Source organism: Bariatricus massiliensis (assembly GCF_900086725.1).
Taxonomy (GTDB): domain Bacteria; phylum Bacillota; class Clostridia; order Lachnospirales; family Lachnospiraceae; genus Allocoprococcus; species Allocoprococcus massiliensis.
In genome coordinates, this window is record NZ_LT574837.1 from 1,123,707 (window position 1) to 1,147,464 (window position 23,758).

At 44.2% G+C, this 23,758-nt stretch carries 16 protein-coding genes, 7 tRNA genes and 1 rRNA gene; 4 read left to right on the forward strand and 20 right to left on the reverse strand.

All coding sequences use genetic code 11. From position 1 onward, the window contains the following. Positions 1-134 precede the first annotated feature (134 nt). From BN6465_RS11645 to BN6465_RS11660, 4 genes are all read right to left on the reverse strand, one after another. A complete protein-coding gene (locus BN6465_RS11645; protein WP_066735061.1) occupies positions 135-1,184 on the reverse strand; it encodes a ribonucleotide-diphosphate reductase subunit beta in 1,050 nt (349 codons plus the stop codon). 36 nt (positions 1,185-1,220) lie between these two features. Then, positions 1,221-3,455, reverse strand: a complete 2,235-nt coding sequence (locus tag BN6465_RS11650; RefSeq protein ID WP_082891671.1) for a ribonucleoside-diphosphate reductase subunit alpha — start codon at positions 3,453-3,455, stop codon at positions 1,221-1,223. A gap of 153 nt (positions 3,456-3,608) precedes the next feature. After that, positions 3,609-3,812, reverse strand: a complete 204-nt coding sequence (locus BN6465_RS21605) for a DUF1858 domain-containing protein (RefSeq protein WP_082891672.1) — start codon at positions 3,810-3,812, stop codon at positions 3,609-3,611. 514 nt (positions 3,813-4,326) lie between these two features. After that, a complete protein-coding gene (locus BN6465_RS11660; RefSeq protein WP_066735064.1) occupies positions 4,327-5,256 on the reverse strand; it encodes a C40 family peptidase in 930 nt (309 codons plus the stop codon). 328 nt (positions 5,257-5,584) lie between these two features. On the opposite strand from BN6465_RS11660, the gene BN6465_RS11665 reads away from it, so the two are divergent. From BN6465_RS11665 to rbr, 3 genes are all read left to right on the forward strand, one after another. Beyond that, positions 5,585-5,974 carry a Fur family transcriptional regulator gene (locus tag BN6465_RS11665; RefSeq protein ID WP_066735067.1) on the forward strand — a complete coding sequence of 130 codons (390 nt, stop codon included), beginning with the start codon at positions 5,585-5,587 and terminating at the stop codon, positions 5,972-5,974. A 152-nt stretch (positions 5,975-6,126) separates the two neighbouring features. After that, the gene (locus tag BN6465_RS11670) at positions 6,127-6,669 is read left to right on the forward strand and encodes an NADH peroxidase (RefSeq protein ID WP_066735069.1); all 543 of its coding nucleotides are present in this window, start codon (positions 6,127-6,129) and stop codon (positions 6,667-6,669) included. A 115-nt stretch (positions 6,670-6,784) separates the two neighbouring features. Then, entirely contained in the window at positions 6,785-7,321 is a 537-nt protein-coding gene (gene rbr / locus BN6465_RS11675; RefSeq protein ID WP_066735072.1) for a rubrerythrin, read from the forward strand. 60 nt (positions 7,322-7,381) lie between these two features. Here the strand turns inward: rbr and BN6465_RS11680 are convergent, their stop codons facing one another. Beyond that, positions 7,382-10,204, reverse strand: coding sequence for an ATP-binding protein (locus tag BN6465_RS11680; RefSeq protein WP_066735075.1), 2,823 nt, complete (start codon positions 10,202-10,204; stop codon positions 7,382-7,384). A 227-nt stretch (positions 10,205-10,431) separates the two neighbouring features. Here BN6465_RS11680 and trhA point away from each other — a divergent pair, with 227 nt between their 5' ends. Beyond that, positions 10,432-11,079 carry a PAQR family membrane homeostasis protein TrhA gene (gene trhA / locus BN6465_RS11685; protein ID WP_066735079.1) on the forward strand — a complete coding sequence of 216 codons (648 nt, stop codon included), beginning with the start codon at positions 10,432-10,434 and terminating at the stop codon, positions 11,077-11,079. Positions 11,080-11,124: 45 nt separating this feature from the next. On the opposite strand, the gene BN6465_RS11690 is transcribed toward trhA, so the two are convergent. From BN6465_RS11690 to BN6465_RS11760, 15 genes are all read right to left on the reverse strand, one after another. Further along, a complete protein-coding gene (locus BN6465_RS11690; protein ID WP_066735082.1) occupies positions 11,125-11,382 on the reverse strand; it encodes a GIY-YIG nuclease family protein in 258 nt (85 codons plus the stop codon). A 105-nt stretch (positions 11,383-11,487) separates the two neighbouring features. Continuing rightward, complete coding sequence (locus tag BN6465_RS11695) at positions 11,488-12,240, reverse strand: peptidoglycan DD-metalloendopeptidase family protein (protein WP_066735084.1); 753 nt, start codon at positions 12,238-12,240, stop codon at positions 11,488-11,490. A 128-nt stretch (positions 12,241-12,368) separates the two neighbouring features. Next, positions 12,369-13,250 carry a SpoIID/LytB domain-containing protein gene (locus tag BN6465_RS11700; protein WP_066735086.1) on the reverse strand — a complete coding sequence of 294 codons (882 nt, stop codon included), beginning with the start codon at positions 13,248-13,250 and terminating at the stop codon, positions 12,369-12,371. Between the two features lie 48 nt (positions 13,251-13,298). Beyond that, on the reverse strand, positions 13,299-15,767 hold the full coding sequence (locus tag BN6465_RS11705) for a glycogen/starch/alpha-glucan phosphorylase (protein ID WP_066735088.1): 2,469 nt from the start codon (positions 15,765-15,767) through the stop codon (positions 13,299-13,301). Between the two features lie 34 nt (positions 15,768-15,801). Continuing rightward, on the reverse strand, positions 15,802-18,948 hold the full coding sequence (ileS, locus tag BN6465_RS11710; RefSeq protein ID WP_066735097.1) for an isoleucine--tRNA ligase: 3,147 nt from the start codon (positions 18,946-18,948) through the stop codon (positions 15,802-15,804). Positions 18,949-19,471: 523 nt separating this feature from the next. Then, positions 19,472-20,911, reverse strand: a complete 1,440-nt coding sequence (locus tag BN6465_RS11715; protein WP_066735099.1) for a D-alanyl-D-alanine carboxypeptidase family protein — start codon at positions 20,909-20,911, stop codon at positions 19,472-19,474. Between the two features lie 18 nt (positions 20,912-20,929). Continuing rightward, positions 20,930-22,645: an ABC-ATPase domain-containing protein gene (locus BN6465_RS11720; RefSeq protein WP_066735102.1), complete on the reverse strand. Its 1,716-nt coding sequence runs from the start codon at positions 22,643-22,645 to the stop codon at positions 20,930-20,932. Positions 22,646-22,728: 83 nt separating this feature from the next. After that, positions 22,729-22,801, reverse strand: a tRNA-Lys gene (locus BN6465_RS11725). A 30-nt stretch (positions 22,802-22,831) separates the two neighbouring features. Further along, a tRNA-Phe gene (locus tag BN6465_RS11730) sits at positions 22,832-22,904 on the reverse strand. Between the two features lie 35 nt (positions 22,905-22,939). Then, a tRNA-Met gene (locus BN6465_RS11735) sits at positions 22,940-23,013 on the reverse strand. A 39-nt stretch (positions 23,014-23,052) separates the two neighbouring features. Beyond that, positions 23,053-23,134, reverse strand: a tRNA-Tyr gene (locus BN6465_RS11740). A gap of 45 nt (positions 23,135-23,179) precedes the next feature. Then, positions 23,180-23,252, reverse strand: a tRNA-Thr gene (locus BN6465_RS11745). Between the two features lie 7 nt (positions 23,253-23,259). Further along, positions 23,260-23,332: transfer RNA gene (locus BN6465_RS11750), tRNA-Val, on the reverse strand. A 41-nt stretch (positions 23,333-23,373) separates the two neighbouring features. Next, positions 23,374-23,447, reverse strand: a tRNA-Asp gene (locus BN6465_RS11755). A 171-nt stretch (positions 23,448-23,618) separates the two neighbouring features. Further along, positions 23,619-23,758 (reverse strand): 23S ribosomal RNA (locus BN6465_RS11760); the annotation flags it as partial.

A 23,758-nucleotide genomic window follows, 5' to 3' on the forward strand; every position in this document is an offset into this window, starting at 1 on the left:
TCCTAAACATGTGAAACCCGTTTCACATCTTAGTTTCATTATAATTCTCTAAAACTGGGATGTCAATTATCTTTGGTAAATTCAGTGGTATTGTACACTTTCACCGTCTCTGTTTTGTGCATATTTGATAAGAATTAGAGGTCGTCAATCAGTGCGCTGCTCTTGGCATAAGCGGTGCTTCTTGCCTCGAAGAAATCGGTCTTTATCATATTGGCATTTGAAAACTGGCTCACCCACGCCATGCTTTCCGGCTCTTTTTCATGTCCCTCATATATGGCGCCGAACCCAAGACTCGCACTGCGCAGGTTCCCAAGGTATTTGATATAATCGCTTATCATCTCTTTCGTGAGTCCCTGTACCTGATCTCCGATTACATAATGTCCCCAGCGGATTTCCTGCTCACATCCTTCTCTTATCATGGCCCGGTATTCCTCTGTTTCCTTGACGCCAAACAGCCCCGGCTCTTCTTTTTTCAATTCCAAAAGTATGCTGCGGAACAGCCAAAGATGGGTATTTTCGTCCCTGTTAATATACCGTATTTCCTGCACGGACCCCGGCATCCGGTTATTCCTTCCAAGATTATAGAAAAACATAAAGCCGCTATAAAAATAGATTCCCTCCAAAATATAGCTGGCGATTAAAGTCTTTGCCAGCATTTCGGCATTTTGTTTCTCACGGAACTGATTGTACAAACTCCCGATAAACTCGTTTCTGGCCAGAAGGTGCTCGTCTTCTTTCCACTGATACAGCACCTCATTCCTCTCCTGCGGCTCGCAGATTGTATCCAGCATGTAGCTGTAGCTCTGACTGTGAACAGCTTCTTGAAAGGCCTGAATGGACAGGCAAAGATTCACCTCATTGGCCGTGATATATTCCCCGATATTGGGGATGTTCGCCGTCTGTATGCTGTCCAAAAATATTAAAAATGAAAGGATTTTATCGTATGCCCTCCGCTCTGGCTCTGGCAGCTTTCTATAATCTTTTACGTCCACTCCAAGATTGATTTCCTCGGGAATCCAAAAATTATTCATTGCCTGCCGGTACCAGTCGCTGACCCAGCCATATTTCATATTGTTAAAATCATTGAGATTCGTTGTATTGCCGCCAATCATCCGGCGTTTCAACACATCCGTGTCGCCGCCCGGATTGAATAACGGTTTTTTCGTTAATTTTTTGTTTGCCATCCTTCTCCTCCATTTTCGATAATATCCCAAGGCCCGTTATGAAGAACATACCTCACATTCTTCGACCTCCAGACTCTTACTCCTGATATAATAGATTGTCTTTACGCCCTGCTCCCAAGCCAAAATATATAGATTCAATACCTTTCGGAAGGTATACTCGTTGGTGATATAGAGATTCATGCTCTGTGCCTGATCGATGTGGCGCTGCCGGATGCCGCAAGCTCTCACCGACCATGTCTGGTCTATATAATGGGCGTTCTTATAATACCAGAACGTATCCATAGACAGCTCCGGCGCTACACGAGGGATGAGCCCATTCTTCTTTTCCTCCAGATAGTACCTGTTCATGACCGGGTCAAGCCCTGCGGTCGTCCCCGCGATAATACTGGTACTGCTTGTCGGCGCGGCTGCCAGCAGGTATCCGTTTCGAAGTCCATTGCGTGCCACCCTTTTGCGCAATTCTTCCCAGCGCCCTTCTGTCAGTCCTCTCTTTTTAAAATAAGCGCCGGTCTGCCAGTCACTTCCTTCAAAATATGCATAGCACCCCTTTTCTGCCGCAATTTGCGAGCTGGCTTCAATTGTGGCATAGTGAATGTCCGCAAATACCTTTTCCGCAAGCTCCAAATGCTCAGGACTTTCCCATGCCACACCTTTTTTAGCCAGCATATGGTGGTATCCGCTGACGCCAAGACCGACAGGGCGGTAGCTTTGATTGTTTATTTTTGCATAAGGCACTGGGAAAAAATTCAAATCGATTACATTGTCCAGCGCTCTGACAGCACTAGCAGTAATGTCCTTTATTTCCCCGCTGTCCTCCACCTCTATTCGGCCAAGTGATAAGCTGGCAAGGTTGCACACAACAAATTCACCGGGCTTTGTCACTGTCACAACAACGGTCTCGCCGTCCACCGTTTCTATCCTCTGCTCTATCAGCTCTATAGCGTTCATATTCTGCGCTATCTCCGTACATAGATTACTGCAGTAGATCATTCCCTTGTGCTGATTCGGATTCATGCGGTTCACATGGTCCCGGTTAAATGTAAACGGCGTTCCGGTCTCCACAGCACTTTTTATAACCAAGCGGATGATATCTTTGATTGGAATCACTCTCTTATTGATTCGTTCATCTTTCACACAGTCCAGATATTTTTCTTTCCATTCTGTGCCAAAGCAGTCCTCCAGCGCATATCCTTTTACTGTCAGTATCTCGTGGGGACACATAAGATACCAGTCCCCTTCTATATTATCCTTTGCCTGCTCCCAAAAGTAATCCGGATAACAGACTGCCGGGAACACATCGTGGGCTTTTAGGCGGTCATCTCCATTATTGGTTCTAAGATTGAGAAACTCCGGCAGATCCCGGTGCCACACGTCCAGATAGACGGCTACCGCCCCTTGACGCATCCCTAGCTGATCCACCGCCACTGCAGTGTCGTTGGCAAGGCGTATCCAGCGTATCACGCCTCCGGCAGCCCCTTCGAACCCGCGGATGGCACTGCCGCTGGCCCTTACTTTTCCAAAATACATCCCCATACCGCCTCCGAATTTGCTGACTTTGGCAAAGTTGTCAACGCTCCGGTAAATGCCGTCCAGATTGTCGGGAACCGTGTCAATAAAGCAGGAGGACAGCTGGTGGTAAGGCTTTCTCGCGTTGGACATGGTAGGAGTCGCCATCGTCACTTTCAACTGGCTCAGCATATCATAGAACCGCTTCACCCACTCCGCCCGGTTATTCCTCTCCTTCATTGCCAAGTGCATGGCAATGCCCAAGAACATTTCTTGTGGAGTCTCCATCTGAATCCCGTTTTTTGTGCGTATAATATAACGCTCCAGCACGAGCTTTAATCCGGCATAGTTAAATAAATCATTACGTGCGTCCCTCATGTAGGACGCAAAGGTACCAATCTCCTCTTTTGTATAATTTTCTAATATATAGCTTCCGTACAGACCCTCGCTGGTCAGATATACTAATTTTTCGTAAAAGCTATGAATAGAGAGACGGTGCAGATTGCCCTCCAATACGCGTGTAAATTGAAACATCAATAATCTGGCCGCTATCATCTCCCACTGTGGTGCTTCCTGCGTGGTAAGCTCCGCGGCCGCACGCACGAGCATGTCCAATTTTTCTTCTTCATTGACTCCCGGTCTTTGCAGCGCCCGGTATTTTGTCCAAAGCTTTTGCAGATTATATTCTTCTCCGGTAAAATTTTTCTTTATCTGGGCCAGCGTCTCCAAAAACCCGCACATCTCTTCAAAATATTGTTCTTCCATATTCCCAATCCCCTATACTAGTAATTGTATTACCAAAACATATTAACACAACATATTGTTCTATTCAATATTATTTTTATTCGCATAAGAAATAAAAAAAGAAGCCCTGATATTATGAAATATCACAGCCTCTTGATTTATCATATGCATAACCTATGCATTTAAGAAAGCATTGATTTTCTCGACCAACAGCTCTGCGTCCATTCCATGAACCATAGCTGCTTCTTCCAATGTTTCCATCTGTGCTCCCGGTCAGCCCAGACAATGCATTCCTACTTCCATAAGAATCGGAGCTGCATCTGGTGCGGTAGCAAGCAATTCACCAATAGACATTGTCTTATCTACTTTTACTGCCATTATTACTCCTCCTTTGTTATTTGACATGTTCATTATTATAATACCTCTTTTTTGAATTAGCAACCGCAAAAACTATAAAATAAATATGTCAGTTATTATTTTTATATGTTTTTCTTATATTCATGTAAAATTACTTGAATTAACTAGTCAATTTGATGTTAATTTAGATTACTTATATGTCAACAACTTTCTTTCCATCTTTCGACAAATTTCTATTTTTATGTGTTCTGTCCAAAACGTTTGTTCTTTTTTTGAGGTGAGTAATCCCCCAAAAACGTATGTTTTTGTGTGGATAACGTGGATAACTTTTTGATAATGGCGATTTTTCCACGTTTTTTTCATAATTTAGTGTGGATAACCTTCATAACTATATTTTACCATATTATACCAATTTTTACTTTTTTGTACATTTTGCCTATATATTTCGACATTATTTTTTACACATAAAAAATCCGGGATAAGATTCCCGGATTTTCTTGTCTGACATTTCAAACATTTGTGAAAACACCTTCTGCTAAAGTACTCTTCGGACCGCCACTATCGTTGTATAGGCTGCCGGTGAGATGCCAATTCCCTGAGCCGGATTCATTGCATTGACAATTTGTCCGTCACCCATATAAATTCCTACGTGGCCATCGTAACAAACGATGTCACCCGGAATCGCCTGTTCGTAGCTAACTGCAACTCCTGCACTTCTCTGTTCATAAGATGTCCTCGGCATGCTGACTCCGAAGTGTGCAAATACTGATTGCACGAAACCGGAACAGTCTGCGCCGTTTGTCAAACTAGTACCTCCCCACACATAGGGGTTTCCTATGAATTGACAGGCATAATCTACGATAGCCTGTCCACTTCCGGCTTTTTCTCTTGCCTCTGCTTCTGCCGCTGCTCTTGCCTCTGCTTCCGCCTGCGCTTGTGCTTCTGCCTCTGCCTGAAGCCTTGCTTCTTCCTGCTCCTTGGACTCGGCATAAGTGAATACTTCTTCTTTCCCTTCGCTCTTGGCCTCATTTACCAGATTCACAGCGAACTCTTCCGCCGCCCCTCCGGTTGTAATGAACTCAGTCTTTACATATCCGGTGACTTCTCCCGACCGAATCGGTGTCCATTCACCGACGGGGCCTGTAATCTTGGCCGCATACCCGGGGTAAAGTTTTCCTACCCATTCACTTTCTTTCGTTGGCTCGCTTCTTATATATAAGTAGCTAGTGACATTGGCAAATGCCATATCTAAATACTCGCCCTTGTTAGTCGGCACCAAATAATCTTCTACTTTGATTTCTTTATTTTGTGAATAACAATCATTCAATACCGCTTCAATTCCAACTCCCGGCATAGTATCGGATACAGATGTATTTGAATCCGCCGCTGCCGCCGGTATCCCCGGAATTGCTACTGCTCCTAATAGTGTAACCAGGAACAATCCTTTCCTAAGATTTGAATGCATAAATCTCCCTCCTTTATGTATTCTTATCTTTTGTAATTGTTACAGAATTGTTACATATGTTACGGTGATATTATATCAATCAAATATGTCTTTGTCAAGCATAATGCCTTTATTTTCGTTCGCCATAATGTTTCATATGGTTATATTTTTCGTCATTTGTGTGTTGTAATTGTTACAAATTGTTACAACTTCTTTTAACAGTATTGGCAATTCTCCATATTTTATTCATTTTCTTTCAAATAAAAATTTTGAAATCCTATTGACAATTCAAATATTTTGTACTATATTGATTTTAATAACTATTACTATTATTGAAAGGAGGACTTCAGTGGCTACTTTAAAATACAGCAGGCAACGCGAGGCAATCAAGGAATATTTGGCTTCGACTACGTCCCATCCTACTGCGGATACCGTATATATGCATGTTAAGACAGAATTTCCTAACATCAGCCTTGGCACCGTATACCGCAACTTGAATCTGCTGGCTGATTTAGGTGAGGCAGTAAAAATTACGACTCCTGACGGCGGAGACCGGTTCGATGCGCAGACAATTCCTCATTATCACTTTTATTGTAAAGACTGCGGAAGTGTAATCGACATGGATTTCAATAATATAGAAGAAATCAATGAACTCGCTTCCCAGAATTTTGATGGTAGAATAGAATCACACACTATTCTGTTCTACGGAACATGCGGAGAATGTTTAACACGTTCGTGACACAAAACGGTAAAGAAAAAGAAAAAACAGTAATAATGAAAAAACTTTTTAATAACTGTTGACAACCAAGAAAAAATATGATAATTTAATATCAGTAACAATTACTAATATTAAAAACAATAAATTAAATAAAGAAAAGGAGATTTAAAACTATGAAAAAATTTGTATGTACAGTATGTGGTTATGTTCATGAAGGAGAGGCAGCACCGGCTGAATGTCCAATCTGTAAAGCACCGGCTGAAAAGTTCAAAGAGCAGACAGGTGAGAGAGAATGGGCTGCAGAGCATGTTGTGGGCGTAGCACAGGGTGTAAGTGAAGATATCATCGCTGATTTAAGAGCTAATTTTGAAGGAGAATGTTCTGAAGTTGGTATGTATCTTGCAATGGCAAGAGTGGCACACAGAGAAGGATATCCGGAAATCGGCTTATACTGGGAAAAGGCTGCATACGAAGAGGCAGAGCATGCATCTAAATTCGCAGAGCTCCTTGGAGAAGTTGTAACAGACAGCACAAAGAAGAATCTTGAGATGAGAGTTGACGCTGAAAACGGCGCAACAGCTGGTAAGTTCGACCTTGCAAAACGTGCAAAAGCTGCTAACCTTGACGCAATCCATGATACTGTTCATGAAATGGCAAGAGACGAAGCTCGTCACGGAAAAGCTTTCGAAGGACTTCTTAAGAGATACTTCGGCTAAGATTTGTAAAATATAGTTATAGAAGCAATTAGACTTAGAATTGGGACTGGGAAAGTGTAATCTTACCTCGTCCCAATTTTCTAAAAATACATCAGATAAAATGGAGGATTTAATTATGTCAAAATATGCAGGAACAAAGACTGAAAAAAATTTAATGGATGCTTTTGCCGGTGAATCACAGGCTCGTAATAAGTATACGTACTATGCGTCAGCAGCTAAAAAAGCAGGTTTCGTACAGATGTCAAACATTTTTGAAGAGACAGCTAATCAAGAAAAAGAGCATGCTAAGATGTGGTTCAAAGAATTCCACGGAATCGGTGATGTTGCAGAGAATCTTGAAGATGCCGCAGCCGGTGAGAATTACGAATGGACAGATATGTACAAACGTATGTCTGAAGAAGCTAAAGAAGAAGGTTTTGACGAATTAGCTAAAAAGTTCGCTCTTGTTGCAGAGGTAGAAGCTTCTCATGAAAAACGCTATCTCAAATTATTAGAGAGCTTCCGCGCAGGACAAACTTTTAAGGATAACGCTCCTCTGGGATGGAAGTGCAACAACTGTGGATATATCTACAGTGGAAACGAAGCTCCTGAAGTATGCCCGGTATGTGCTCATCCGAAGGCTTATTTTGAGAGAAAGGCTGAGAACTATTAAGATTTGTAACGAATAATGAACGAGCAGGCGGGAAAAGAATCCGCCTGCTCGTTTTGTTTTTTAGCTTAATACTTTTTTTAACATCTCTATATTTAGAGGTTTAGCCAGATGACCGTTCATTCCCGCAGCTTTTGATTTTTCAATATCTTCTGTAAAGGCATTTGCCGTAGTCGCAATAATCGGAATTGTTTGCGCGTCTTCTTTTTGACTCTTTCTTATTAATTCAGCAGCCATATATCCATTGCATTTAGGCATCTGGATATCCATAAGAATAGCGTCATAGTATCCGGCTGGGTGCTCCACATATTTCTTGACGGCCTCTTCTCCGTCTCTTGCACTCTCGGCCGTAACCTCGAGAATTTTCAAAAATTCTACCATGATCTGTAGATTCAGCTCGTTGTCCTCTGCGACTAGTACGTGCTTGCCTGCTGCCGTATTTTCCTCTTTTCCTAATGTCAAAGAAGGGGATTTGTCCACTTTGGGCTGTATATTTTCCGGAATCTCCTCAAACGGGAGCTGTATGTGAAAACAAACTCCTTCTGTGCCAGCGACTTCGATCGTGCCTCCAAACAAATCTACGAGTCCCTTCACAATAGAAAGCCCCAATCCAGTTCCCCTTATCTGGTTTTCTTCAGCCTCCTTTGCCCTTGTGAACGGCTGGAATATATGCTCCATATATTCGTCGCTGATTCCGGGTCCATTATCCCAGCAGACAAATTCATACCAGAGCTTTCTGTCTCCCCTATCAGGCAGCCGCCTCACCTCAATGCCAATTATCCCCTCTACCTGTAGGAACTTAATGGAATTCCCCACAATATTGAGCAGAATCTGCCGTACTTTCGGCGCGTCCCCCCAGATTTTTTGAACCGGCGACTCATCCTTGATGTCTAATCTGATTTTTTTCTCTTTGAGCCGCATCTGAAGAATCGCCTGCGTCTGCTCGAGAAGTGAATGAATGTCAAATATTTCTTTATTTAACCGGCTCTCGTTCGTCTCAATTTTGGACATATCGAGCACATCGCTGACCAGTGTCATCAGATGTTCCGCTGCTATCTGTGCCTGATTCAAGTGTTCTCCCGCCTGTTCTGACATTTCGTCCGACTCCAAAAGCGTGAGCATTCCCATAATTCCGTTCAACGGTGTCCTCATTTCATGGGACACATTAGACAAGAAACGGGATTTGGCAACTGTCGCTGCATTGGCTTTTGTCAGGGCTATGCTGAGACGTTTCTCATTCTCCTCCCTTTCTCTCACTGCTGCTTCCGCACTGCGCCTTTTCATCCTTGAATAAATGACCCAGTAGATACAGCTGATTATGAAACATAATGCGACGCACGCTACGATTATGATTGCAGCCATATGCTGTCTAAAAAAGTCCTTGACCGTTATCTGGGATTTTTGGTTAATCACATTTTGCAGGATGACTTGGGATATCTCATCCTCATCGGTATACATTTTAACCTTTTCCATGATAGTCAAAAGCTCGGCATCACAATTCTTCGCAACTCCGATATTCAGTTCTCCACAGTTCTCTCCGTTCAGCAGTACCGTCAGATTGGAATACCCTTTCGTTATCACATAGTATTGGGCCGAGAACATATCCATATAGGTTGCATCTGCTTTTCCCTCATAAACTTGGTCAATACAATCTTCCAGACTGTTGCAGGGGAGGACCTCATCATATCCGCCCAGCGCTATGCCGCCCTTATTGATTCCTTCTAATTCAGCGCCTGTGGCTGCAAGAATACGATCTTCTGTCTCGTCCTCCAGATTAGCAACCATTACTTTTTTTACATTTGTATATGGAATGAGCGTGATTTTCTCTGGGCTGGTATTCCCCTGCAGAGTCAGAAATGCCGGCGCAAAGTCTGCTTCACCTTCTGCCAGTGCCTTCTGTGCCCCTGCCTGTCCGTCCACCAGTACAAACTCTATATCTACACCGATATACTCACCAAAACGCTGGGCCACGTCAATCATAAAACCGCTGTATTCTGTCTGTCCGTCTATTTTTTCTTTTCCGGTAAACTGTCTCGTCACTGCTGCTTTTAACGTTTTTTTCTCACTCAGATACTTTTTTTCTTCCTCTGTAAATGCAAAGGCCAAGTCCATACTTTCCATTGAAAAGTATTTACGGTATAATGTGTTACCATAATCGGCAGTCATTCTATGCATAGTGTATAGGGCTGTATTTAATTCATTCAGTATCTCTTCCCTGCCTTTTGATACCACCGTATAATACGGCTGCTCGCCAAAGCAAAGAATTTCCCGCAAATTGGACGGTATCGCCATGCTGCCAACCATCATAAGGTCGGCTTCTCCATTTTCCACCGCGGTGTAATACTCCTGATGGCTGTCATACACTTTTATATTTACGAGTGCACCGTTTTCGTTGCAAAACGCTAGAAGTTCGTCTACCTTGCCGGACTGTTGCTGCCTTTGGGTAACTGCCACCGTTTTATTATTAATAGAAGTAATATCCCCTGTAACAATATCTTTGGTGTCATCTTTTGCCGCCAGCGCTGTATAATTGGCCCCACTCGCTATCAGAGGATAATCAACGTAAGGCACCAGCTCCTCTGTGTAGGCGGCAGTCCCCATAATGTCGATTTCACCTGCAAGGAACTTTGCGTACAGTTCATCCATATCTCCAGTCACATACTCCATATCCCAGCCGGTACATTTCTCCAGCGCGTCAAAATACTCGCTCATCATTCCGGTAGGCGTCCCGTCATCATTGACTCCATATAAAAGGCTGTCCTCCTCCGCCGGGAAAAGTACAGTCACCTTCCTTCTCTCTTTAGCCTGACTTGGCAGGCCTACGCTTGCCGCACACATTAGAACTGTCAAAATTATAAAAGATATTTTGAATCTGACTACTCTCATTCATACCACATCCATCCGCTTGTATATTATTTCTATTATATAAAATTTGCTCACATTATTACAAGTTAATTACTGAACTAATTTATTTTATTCTAAAATGGCATAATATATTTTTTGAAATAGAGCTTGCAATTTATGTATAAAAGTTGTAATATACTCATATACTTAATGTAGTTTTAATTACTACATGATATCACTTTTGTATTTTTTGTTAGGAGGGATTCACCATGAACAAACACATTAAAGACCCTGGGAGCGCTATTACACATTTTATCGGAATGTTGATGGCTATTTTTGCAGCAGTCCCACTTTTGATAAAGGCCGCCAACGAGCCAAGCAGAATTTACTTGATTTCTCTTACTATTTACGTGTTAAGCATGGTTCTTCTTTACGGCGCCAGCACCACTTACCATACATTAGATTTGTCAGAAAAGGTTAATACTATCTTGAAAAAAATTGACCATATGATGATATTTGTTCTGATTGCCGGCAGCTACACACCTATTTGCCTTTTAGTGTTGAAGGGCAAGACAGGTAATATGATGCTCGCTCTAGTTTGGGGCATCGCCATAATCGGCATTCTCATCAAAGCATTCTGGGTATTTTGTCCTAAATGGGTGTCATCTGTCCTATATATAGGGATGGGCTGGACTTGCGTATTGGCTTTTACTCAGATTCTAAATTCTCTGACACGTGCCGAATTTGGCTGGCTTTTAGCAGGGGGTATCATTTACACTATAGGCGGAATTATTTACGCGTTAAAGCTGCCAATCTTCAACAACAAGCATAAGAATTTTGGCAGTCATGAGATATTCCACTTATTTGTTATGGGCGGAAGCGCATGCCATTTTATCCTCATGTACTCACTCCTGTAATATCATATCCATCACACAAGAAAATACCGCCGGAGACCACAGGCATTACGCCTTGTCCCGACGGTATTTTTTTGTTAATTCTAACTTTTCCGCCCTCCGCATATGCTTAATCGCATACTCCCGCTTCATCGCGTCCTCCTTCGTCTCAAACATCTCCAAATACACCAAAACAACCGGCCTGCGGGGCTTCGTATACTTCGCCCCCTTGCCGGCATTATGATCCCTCATTCTCTTATCTATATTATTGGTCCATCCCGTATACAACGTGCCATCGTGACACTGTACAATATATGTATAATTCATACTTTACCTCATTGGGGACAGGTCCCAACGCGTTGGGACCTGTCCCCCTCTACAATTCACTATAATTGCCTGACTATTTTTCTGTTTGGCTTTTCTTCCGTCTAATTATTCTTCTGCCATGAAATCCATGGGATTCACGGGCTGTCCATCTTTACGCAATTCGAAATAGAGATTGCATCCTTCTACGCTATAGTATTTTGTAGGCTCGCTGAGATAACCTACAACATCTCCTGCGTTTACATAATCGCCGACTTTCAGGGGTACTTCTTTTAACTGACCGTACAGGCATTCGTAACCGTTTCCCATGTCCATTGTAACTGTTGTGCCCGTCTGTGCGAGTACGTCAATGGATTTTACGATTCCCGGCGCGGAAGCTATGACGTTATCATTCAGTGCTCCTGAAATAATGAGTGCCGGATTGTACTTATACTGATCGAGTGTTGAGAAATAGACGGTTTTATCCATGCTAAAGCTCATAACTACATTACCGTTCACCGGCCATAGAAGCTGGTCGTCTTCTGAGAAATTAATCTGCCCTGTGCTTCCAGCCGTCTGAGTACTGGTGCTGTTCTCTGCGGTATTACTTGCATTTTCCGTGTTCTTTTCTTCTGTGTCAGTTTCAGTTTCTTTTTCTTCTGCTTTGGAAGCGATATTATTTGCTTCCTCGGATGCTTTTTGTAGTGCATCTTCTCTTGCTTGTTCTTCTGCCTGCGCCAATTCAAGTTCCTTTTGTGTTCTGTCTTTATAATGGCTCCATGTATAGGCACCTGTCAATGCAATGGCGGCTACAAAACAAACTATCAGGCCCAGCGCCGCCTGTTTTCTTCCCTTTTTGGAAGGTCGCTGCTGTTTATTCATATTTATCACCTCTGACTGTATTTTTGCCAGAAAGTGTACGCCTTATTCCAATTAAATATATTTTTTTGCCAATGCCTGAACGAGCAGTCATGCAATTTGCGAATCAACCCACAGGCATCCACAGAAAACTACATTGTGACAATCTCCGCAACCTCCTCCAAGGCCGTTCCCTCAAAGAAAAAAGTAAGAATCTCTGCACATGTTTTCCCTTCTTCCGCCATTTTTTCTGCCGTATACTGACTCATCCCCAGACCGTGCCCGATTCCCGCAGAGGTGACGCGAATCTGGTTTTCAAAGGGCTGCAAGGTAAAACTGGCGCTGGCCAGATGATACGTGTCCCGGAACTCTTCCCCACTGACCGTCTCCTGCCCGCAGCGCACCTCTGTCACATAGCCCGCGCTGTCCGTCTTCGTCACTTCCATGTCTGTCCCTTGAATCATGGACGTTGTCATCGCTTCCGGGGCTTCCACATCCTGCGGACAATCTTTGACCATCAAATACGGATAATCCTCCACGCCAAAGACCTCGCTCCCGGCTCTCGTCTTTCCGTTGCTCAACTTGTGGTACGGCGTCAGTGCAAGGCTCCCATTATACATCAGCACTTGACCCTCCGTCTCCTCCCACGCCTTTTTCATTTTTTCATATTTTTTCGCATATTCCCCGGTACCCCAGTTATCCTCCATCTGGCTTCTTGTCCAGTACCCTTTCGTCAGCGTGGTACTGCTGCCCTCTTCCTGAATGGTCTTGTAAATACTTGTACGAATCAAGACAGCCTGCGCTTTGATAGCCTCTTTCTCCATATCCGCATCGATTTCCTTAGCCAGTACACCTATGGCATACTCCGCAAGCGGCATCTGCTTCGTCTTATTATCCCGCTTCACGGTGACATAGGGACTGTTGCTCCCCATGCCCGTGTTCAAACCATTTCCATTGATAAAAACCGTAATCACATAGGGCAGTAATATAATAATCAGAAGCAGATACCCTGCCTGTCTCAAAAATTTTCGCATAACAAAACCTCCCATAACAATGTATGAAAGGTTTTATCATATTATTTCTTATTCTTCTACTTTTACCGTCACTTTATCCAACTTCCAAATCTCATCCACATATTCCTGAATCGTTCTGTCAGAAGTAAACTTTCCACAAGAAGCGGTATTCATAAGAGCTATCTTAGCCCAGCGCTGTGTATCCCGATACGCTTCCTCCACACGCTTCTGAGCCTCCGCATATGCCCGGAAATCCTTTAAAATAAAATACATATCCGGTCTGGAGCTGCACTGCGTATTCAGAAGTGAGTTATACAAATCCCGGAACATGTCGTGGTCTCCACCCGAATAAGTTCCGTCCATCAGCTGGTCTACCACTCTCTTGACATCCCAGTCATTGAAATAGATGTCCTGCGGATTATAGCCACCCTTGTTCTCGTAATTGATGACCTCGTCAGAACTAAGCCCGAAAATAAAGGCATTTTCAAGCCCCACTTCCTCCACGATTTCCACATTGGCGCCGTCCATTGTGCCAAGCGTCGGAGCGCCGTTCAACATGAACTTCATATTTCCGGTACCGGACGCTTCCTTGGAGGCCGTAGAAATCTGTTCGCTCACATCTGCCGCCGCGAAAATATGCTCCGCAATCGACACACGGTAATCTTCAATAAAGACTATCTTCAGCTTTCCGTTGATGCTTCTGTCGTTATTTACCACATCCGCAACTGAATTGATGAGCTTAATAATCTGCTTTGCACGGACATAACCCGCAGAGGCCTTCGCGCCGAAAATAAATGTTCTCGGATAGAACGGCATCTCCGGATGCTCCTTAATCTGATTGTAGAGATACATTACATGTAAAATGTTCAAAAGCTGACGTTTGTATTCATGAAGCCTCTTGACCTGCACATCGAAAATAGAACGGGGATCGACCTCCACACCATTGTGTTCTAATATATAAGCGGCAAGGCGCTCCTTATTTTTATATTTAATATCCATGAACTCGGCAAGAGCTTTCGGATTATCCGCCAAAGCCTTCAGCTTCTCCATCTGGCTCAAATCGGTAATCCAGCCTTCTCCAATATGTGAGGTAACCCAATCCGCAAGGAGCTGGTTTCCATGAAGCAGGAACCTTCTCTGGGTGATACCATTCGTCTTATTGTTGAATTTGTCCGGCATCATCTCATAGAAATCCCTGAGCTCCTGATGCTTGAGAATCTCCGTGTGAAGCTTTGCCACCCCATTGACAGAAAATCCGGCAACAATGGCGAGATGAGCCATCTTTACCTGTCCATCCATGAGAATCGCCATTCTCTTCACTTTGCCTTCGTCGCCCGGATACATCTGACGTACTTTCTCGATAAACCTGCGGTCAATCTCCTGAATAATCTGGTAAACCCTTGGAAGAAGCCGTGAGAACAAATCAATCGGCCATTTCTCAAGCGCTTCCGCCATAATGGTATGATTCGTGTAAGCCACGGTCTTAGTTGTCACATCCCACGCCTCATCCCAATTCAAACCTTCCTCATCGATGAGAAGACGCATAAGCTCACCCACCGCGACCGTCGGATGTGTGTCATTCATCTGAATGGCCACCTTCTCATAGAGCTTACGCACATCGTCATGTCTTTCTTTATATTTCCAGAGCATTTGCTGCAGGCTGGCAGAAATAAAGAAATACTGCTGTTTCAGACGAAGCTCTTTACCCGCATAGTGATTATCATTGGGATACAGCACCTCTACAATATTCTTGGCAAGGTTCTCCTGCTCGATAGCTTTGTGATACTCACCTCGGTCAAAGGAATCCAGCTTAAACTCCGTGATGGCCTGCGCATCCCAGATACGCAGCGTATTGACCACATGGTTGCCATACCCAACAATTGGCATATCATATGGAATGGCCAGTACAGACTCATAGTTCTCCTGAATGAACTTGTTCCGCTTCTCATTCTCATCATATTCAATTCGGATATTTCCTCCAAAACGGACTTCCCGTGCATATTCATCACGGCGCAGTTCAAAGGGATATCCTTCCTTCAGCCAATTATCCGGCGTTTCAATCTGATATCCATTCTCGATCTTCTGCTTGAACATCCCGTAATGATAACGGATACCACATCCGTAAGCCGCATACCCAAGGGTAGCAAGCGAATCAAGAAAACAAGCTGCCAGACGCCCAAGACCGCCATTTCCAAGCGCCGGGTCCGGCTCCTGATCCTCTATGGCGTTTAAATCGATTCCCATCTCGTCAAGCGCTTCTTTTACTTCCTTGTACGCCGACATATTAATAAGATTGTTCCCCAATGCACGGCCCATCAAAAATTCCATGGACATATAATACACTGTTTTTGGGTCTTCTTTTTTATATGTCTCCTGTGTCGCAAGCCAGTCATCGATGACTGCCTCCTTTACGGCATAAGAAACAGCTTGAAATATCTGCTGCGGTGTCGCTTCATCAATCGTACGACGGTAAAGTGTACGCACGTTATCTTTTACATCTGCCTTAAACTGCTCTTTTTCGAATCTTTTACTATACATTCTATTCTTCCCTTCTGCATCATGGGCGGAGCACTTAACGCTCCACGCCCATTGTCACGGTCTCACCGTTAATCTTCCATTCCTTTACGTACCCTTGCGGAGCTTTCTTCTCCACACTGACTGCCAGCGTCTCGTCCCCTATCTCTTTTGCAGCTTTGGCAAAGACAGCCTCCGCCTTATCGCTTCCTTCATAGGTAACTTTAATCTTGTCAGTCACTTCAAAGTCTGCTTCCTTACGCATTGTCTGAATCTTGCTGATGATTTCTCTTACAAAACCTTCTTCCAGCAATCCTTCTGTCAGGTTCGTGTCCAGAACTACCGTGATTCCATAATCATTTTCAGATACATAACCTTCTGCCTGCGCCATATCGATCAGCAGGTCTTCATTAAATAAGGTAACCTCTTGACCATTCACATCAAACTTCAAAGAACCAGTCTCATTGAGCTCATCCATCGCGGCGTTTCCGTCCAGATTCGTAAGCGTTGACTTGATTCCTCCTAACAGTTTACCATATTTCGGGCCCACTGTCTTTAGCTGAGGTTTAAAAGTATATGAGGTAAATGCACGGACATCGTCAGTCAGCTCTATTTCTTTTACATTTAATTCCTCTTTTACGATATCCTGATAAAATTCCGGCAGATTATTTACACCTTTTACAAACATTTTTCCGATTGGCTGGCGGTTCTTGATATTCGCAGCGTTCCGGCACGCACGGCCCATAACGACAAGCTTCAGGACCTCATCCATATTTGCCTCTAATTCCTTATCGATATAGGACTCATTGACCTCCGGAAAATCGCAGAGATGGATGCTCTCCGGCGCAGTTTCGTCGATGTTTCTCACCAGATTCTGATAAATCTGCTCCGTCATAAATGGAATCATAGGCGCAGCTGCCTTTGACACCGTCACAAGCGCTGTATACAGTGTCATGTACGCATTAATCTTATCCTGCTCCATGCCCTTCGCCCAGAAACGCTCACGGCTTCTTCTCACATACCAGTTGCTCATATCATCCACAAAGTCCTGAAGCGCTCTTGCCGCCTCCGGAATCCGGTAATTTCCAAGGTTCCCGTCCACGTCCTTCACTAGCGTATTCAGCTTAGAAAGGAGCCATTTATCCATAACGCTGAGTTTCTCATAATCTAACGTATATTTGGTAGCGTCAAATTCATCAATATTCGCATAGAGTACGAAAAATGCATAAGTGTTCCACAATGTGCCCATGAATTTACGCTGCCCTTCCGTAACAGCCTTGCCGTGGAAACGATTCGGCAGCCACGGTGCACTGTTGACATAGAAATACCAGCGGATAGCGTCTGCCCCGTAAGTCTCCAGCGCGTCAAACGGGTCGACAGCATTGCCCTTGGACTTACTCATCTTCTGTCCGTTCTCATCCTGTACATGGCCGAGAACGATAACATTTTTATATGGCGCCTTATTAAAAATCAGCGTCGAAATGGCAAGCAGAGAGTAGAACCAGCCACGTGTCTGGTCTACGGCCTCTGATATAAAGTCCGCCGGGAACTGCTGCTCGAACAATTCTTTATTTTCAAACGGATAATGATGCTGTGCAAACGGCATAGAGCCACTGTCGAACCAGCAGTCAATTACTTCCGGCACTCTGTGCATCTCTTTTCCACACACCGGACACTTGATAGTCACTTCGTCGATATATGGGCGGTGAAGCTCAATATTATCCGGGCAGTTGTCTGACATAGACTTCAGCTCCTCGATACTTCCAATGGAATGCTGGTGTCCACATTCACACTCCCAAATATTAAGCGGCGTTCCCCAGTAACGGTTGCGGCTGATTCCCCAGTCCTGCACATTCTCAAGCCAGTCGCCAAAACGGCCCTTGCCGATGTTCTCAGGAATCCAGTTGATCGTATTATTATTGGCAATCAGGTCATCCTTGACTTCCGTCATCTTGATGAACCATGATTCTCTTGCATAGTAAATAAGTGGAGTATCACATCTCCAGCAGTGCGGATAGCTGTGCTCGAACTTGGGCGCATCAAAGAGCAGTCCCCGCTTCTCCAAATCCTTCAGTACCAATGGATCCGCTTTCTTCACAAATACACCCGCAAACGGTGTATCCTCTGTCATGTTGCCCTTGCCGTCTACCAACTGTACGAAGGGCATATCATAATTTCTGCCGACTTTGGCATCGTCCTCACCGAAGGCCGGAGCGATGTGTACCACGCCGGTACCGTCAGTCAGTGTTACATAGGTATCACATGTCACATAAAATGCCTTCTTATTCTGCTTCGCGGCACAGTCTGCCGCACAGGTAAATAGTGGGTCGTACTCTTTGAATTCCAGCTCTTTTCCCGTGAAAGTCTCCAGCACCTCATATGCGGGCTCGTCTTCCTCTGCCAGCTTGCCCAGCACCTTATCAAGAAGCGCCTCGGCCATATAATAAACATATCCGTCCGCTGCCTTCACCTTCACATAAGTCTCATTCGGATTCACACAGAGACCGATATTAGACGGCAGTGTCCACGGTGTAGTCGTCCATGCAAGAATATATGCATCCTCATCCTTTACTTTAAAGCGCACGATAGCAGAACGTTCCTTGACATCCTTGTATCCCTGCGCTACTTCCTGCGCAGAAAGAGGCGTACCGCAGCGCGGGCAGTAAGGAACAATCTTGAAACCTTTATAAAGAAGCTTCTTCTCCCAGATCTGCTTCAAGGCCCACCACTCAGATTCGATAAAATTATTGTCGTATGTGACATAAGGATCTTCCATATCGGCCCAAAAACCTACCGTGGCAGAAAAATCCTCCCACATTCCTTTGTATTTCCACACACTCTCTTTACATTTGTCAATAAACGGCTCCAGCCCATATTCCTCAATCTGATCCTTCCCGTCAAGGCCAAGGAGCTTCTCGACCTCCAGCTCCACCGGAAGGCCGTGCGTATCCCAGCCCGCCTTACGCGGAACCATGTGGCCCTTCATCGTCTGATATCTCGGAATCATATCCTTGATGACACGCGTCAGCACATGGCCAATGTGCGGTTTACCGTTGGCGGTCGGAGGGCCGTCATAGAATGTATAGGTCTCTCCTTCCTTTCTGCTGTCCATGCTCTTTTCAAAAATTTGATGCTCTTCCCAGAACTTTTCCACTTCTTTTTCTCTGTCTACAAACTTCAAATCTGTAGAAACTTTATTGTACATGATTGTTGTACCCCTTTCTTGATGTAATAAAAGAACAAAGTGGACAAGTCCACTTCAACTCCCTATATCCCTCACTCATGAGGGACTTGTACACTTTGTGCGCCAATGTGCGGCTGCGAAGCAGCTTTCATCTGCACATTGTGTGCATCCCCCGGAGGGTTTTTGTTATATAGGAAAGTTCAAAGGACTTTTCTATATAATAAAAAAGCCTCCGCCCCGTAATAGGACGAAAGCCAAAGCTTCGTTAACCACCTGTTACTGCATACTATCATATGAGTTCCCTGTAACGGGGGAAATTACCGTCAGCACTTATACATTGCGGCCTTGAATTCCTGCAACTTTCAGTAACTGCAACTCGGAAGTGATATTCAGATATATTTTACTCGTACCGGTCTTACACCATCACCGGCTCGCTTTGACTTTGAAATATAACCTACTGTCTTCGTCATAGTTTTTCCTATATGCCCTATTATTATAATAAAGAAACCCTTGGAAAGTCAAGGGTTTCTCGCATTTTCCTCATTTACCGCCGTCTCCGCCGTCTTTTTTGTCTTTTTTTCCGCTGCTCCTTACGCTTTTTCCTAACATAAAGTGCAAAACAGAACCACAGAAAGAGCAGGAAAAATACAACAACAACGCCAATTGCCAGCCACTTGACCCATGTGGGAAGGCTTATACCTTTTTCTGTCGTTTTCTTTGTCTCCTTCACTTCCACCTGAGGCGCATTTTTTTTCAGATACGCTTGACTAAAAGTGACGTTGGCGCTTCCCAGTGTATTCCCCTCATAAGAATAATTCACGATTCCTGTTTTTGCCTGACTGCTCTCCGTGATAATCTCTGGTTTCAAATCCGCAAAGGTCACGCTTTCCGGCAGAACCACATATGAATTGCTGTCTATTTCTTTGAAATCTTTTGACTTTTCATTTTCTTTAACATTTACTTTATGAAAATTAGCAAAACCGTACTCCAGCAAGGCTTTTGTATCCGTATACACATTCCTTCCATGTGTCTTCAGTACCACGCAGATTAACTTCATATTACCATCATCCGCGCAAGTGACTAAAGTATTCATAGCCTGCTCTGTGTACCCTGTCTTTCCCGCCGTCACATAAGGATAATAATATTCATTACTCTCATAGAACATCTTATGCTTCTGCTGGAAAATCCGGCTCTCCGGCTGGAGATTCGTGGGCGGGATGGTGTACTGTAATGTCTGTGATATGGTCTTGAACTCCTCGTGCTTCGTATAAAGCTCCCGCGTAATCAACGCCATATCACGGGCCGTCGTATAGTGGTTCTCATCATTCAGCCCATTGGTATTTACAAAATTAGAATTGAGCGCGCCAAGCTCTTTCGCCCGTGCGTTCATCTGGTTGATAAACCATTCATAACCTTCTCCGGTATTATCTCCTATGGCGTAGGCCACTTCGTTTGCCGACGCCAAAAGCAGCGCGTGAAGGGCATCGTTCAAAGTAATTTCTTCACCGGTAGTCATGCCAATATGAGCATCCCCGTATTCAAGAAAATCAATACAGGACTGTGTGATTGTTATCTTATCGTTGAGGCCTCCGTTCTCCAGCGCTATCAACGCGGTCAGCACCTTAGTGATACTGGCCGGATATCCTTTTCCATCTATATTCTTTGCGTATAGGATAGCTCCGCTTTCTGCCTCCATTACAATAGCCGCTTCTCCGTATGTAGCCGGCCCCTGAGGCCAGCCTGTCAAGCCATTGGAGCTTATTGCCATATTATATGCATTCTGAGTCGCAGTCTCCTCATTCGCCGCCTCAAGCGCATATATCTCCTCAGCTGTCTTCCCTTCCCTTTCAGCATCAGTGAGTACAATTCCCGTTGCCGTCATATCCACAGGCGCATCTTCCTTTGTATCCGCCGCTTCCGCTATTGTCCCTGTTAAAATGAAAACCGTTAAGAAAACGGCAAGAAGTTTTCCAGTCTTTTTCACACTCTCTTCCTCCGAATGCTATATTAATATACCTCTATATCTATTCAGACATGCATAAATATCCTGCCTGCGGATTTGAGCCATGGAAACCGGAAGATAAGATCCGGTACAAAGAGACCGAAGCCCCCGCTCCTGTATCTGCTTCCAAAGCCGGTCTATACACTGTCCTGCATCCTGTTCTTTTACCTCCATCTGTTCTAACAAGATTTTGAGGCAATACGAGAGCGCTGTAGTCTGTTCTGAATCCAATATCTGCTCCACATATTTTAGATCAACGTTCTCTTTCCCGATAGAAAAACTATCTTTTCCAAACTGCTTAATCTTAACCTGATCTCTTTTCTTTTCCAGCCTTCTTGCTTTAAATACTCGTTTATTTTTTTGTTTTTCAAAAAGAATATTTACAGATACCGGCGCTTTTTCTACCGCGTCACTCTTTACATCTTGAATCACACGCTTCACCTTATCGGTGATATCATAAGTATGATAATTGTCCATCTGCAGGACCTTATCCGCAATGTAGAAGTAAGAACCGGAGCTTCCTGCCACTAAGATGACCGACACACCTTGTTTTTCATATAAATCTCTTGCCTGCAGAGTAAAGGGTGTAATAGGCTCTTGGTCTCCTGAGACTACAGCCTGCATAAGCGCATCCCTTACCATGAAGTTCGTAGCGCAGGTATCTTCATCGATCAAGAGCACCTCCGCACCCGACTGGACAGCCTCCACAACGTTTGCGGCCTGTGAAGTAGAACCACTCGCATCCTCTGTAGAAAAGTCGACCGTATTCTTCTTATTTGGCAGATCATTAATAAACGGAGAGATATTAACGTGAGAAACCGCACGCCCATCCTCGGCCCGTATTTTAACTGCTGAATCGCAAGTAACCACATACTCTCTGCCATCACCCGCTATATGATTGTAGATTCCCTGCTCCAAAGCTTTTAACAGAGTAGACTTTCCATGATAGCCCCCGCCTACAATCAAAGTGATGCCTTTCGGGATTCCCATTCCTTTAATTTTTCCCCGGTAAGGAAGTTCCAACTCTACTTCCATACTTTTAGGCGACATAAACTTTACCGCATTTCTCATCGGGCGCTGGGATACACCACTCTCCCTCGGTAGTATGGAATCATTTGCCACAAAAGCCGTCAGACCTCTTCTCTTCAATTCTTCACGTATTGTATATTGATCCTCCGAAAGCTCTATGACCCTATTTACTTCATTCACGTTCAAGTTTTTAAAATAAAGTGATTTCTTCACAGCTTCTGGCAGATAATCAAACAAAATTTTCTTTAGCTCAAACGAATTGATTGTCCTGCCATTTGCCGGAAATCCGACTTCAAAGCGTACCAGCAAATCTCCATTGTCTATCTCAAAAGCCGTTCTTTCCAATATTTCCTGTCCACATCTGCTGATACCGATAAGACCGCTTTTTCCTGAGCCTTTCGCCTGAAACATATACTCGGAGACAGCCTTTCCAAATTGCCTTGTCAAATAATCCTGCAGCGCAATCCTTCTGTAATCCTTTTTGTACATTGACTCAGGAAAACCAGCCTGACTTTTCTTCACCTGTATACTAAGTTTGGAGGGGGCCGCAAAGGGGTCTCCCTGCACATGATCAATATTCAGCTGATACCCGGGAAATTGATAACTGCCCTTCAAATCTTTATATGCCGGATAGCTTCTCCGGTTGATGTTCATTAATAATTTATCCAAATCAACTGATGATTTCATATATATCCTCCTATAGCATTTGGTAAGAATTTCCTATATCATAAAAGAATCTATAACTGAAAAGTTATAGATTCTTGGTTCAATGAAGCATCGGGGATTCGAACCCCGGACAACTTGATTAAAAGTCAAGTGCTCTACCGACTGAGCTAATGCTCCATTCAAATATTACTTGTCCTACAGGACAAATGCCCAGAGCCGGAATCGAACCAGCGACACGAGGATTTTCAGTCCTCTGCTCTACCGACTGAGCTATCTGGGCGTTTTAAGATTAGAAAGCACAGTTTACTAATCTGATTGCGGGAGCAGGATTTGAACCTACGACCTTCGGGTTATGAGCCCGACGAGCTACCAGACTGCTCCATCCCGCGATATTCAATTATTATAGCACATTTTTGTAAAATGCACAATGGATGGAGAAGGATTCGAACCTTCGAAGGCGGTGCCAACAGATTTACAGTCTGCCCCCTTTGGCCACTCGGGAATCCATCCAAATTATTTGTTACTTTACATCGTTTCGCTAAGCTGTTCGATGCAAGCCGATGATCGGACTCGAACCGATAACCTGCTGATTACAAATCAGCTGCTCTGCCAATTGAGCCACATCGGCATATATATGGGACCAATAGGGCTCGAACCTATGACCCTCTGCTTGTAAGGCAGATGCTCTCCCAGCTGAGCTATGATCCCACAATATATGTAGATATTATACACAAAGTGTTTAATATCAGCGACCCGAATGGGACTCGAACCCACGACCTCCGCCGTGACAGGGCGGCGCTCTAACCAACTGAGCCATCGGGCCTTGCTAAGGTACGTTCGCGGGGCTAAACTCGGAAATACCTCGTTAAGGTTCGCAAACCACCTCGCACTAAGCTCATGCTTCGCCTTTCGGCTCACATTCACTAAGTTGCTTTCGGTGTACCTTCAAAACCGCATACAAATCTAATCATTCATCCATTTCCCTTCCTACCTCTTGGTTATGCCCTCGACCGATTAGTGACAGTCAGCTCCGTACATTGCTGCACTTCCACCTCTGCCCTATCTACCTTGTCGTCTTCAAGGGGTCTTACTACTTTCGTAGGGATATCTCATCTTGAGGGGGGCTTCACGCTT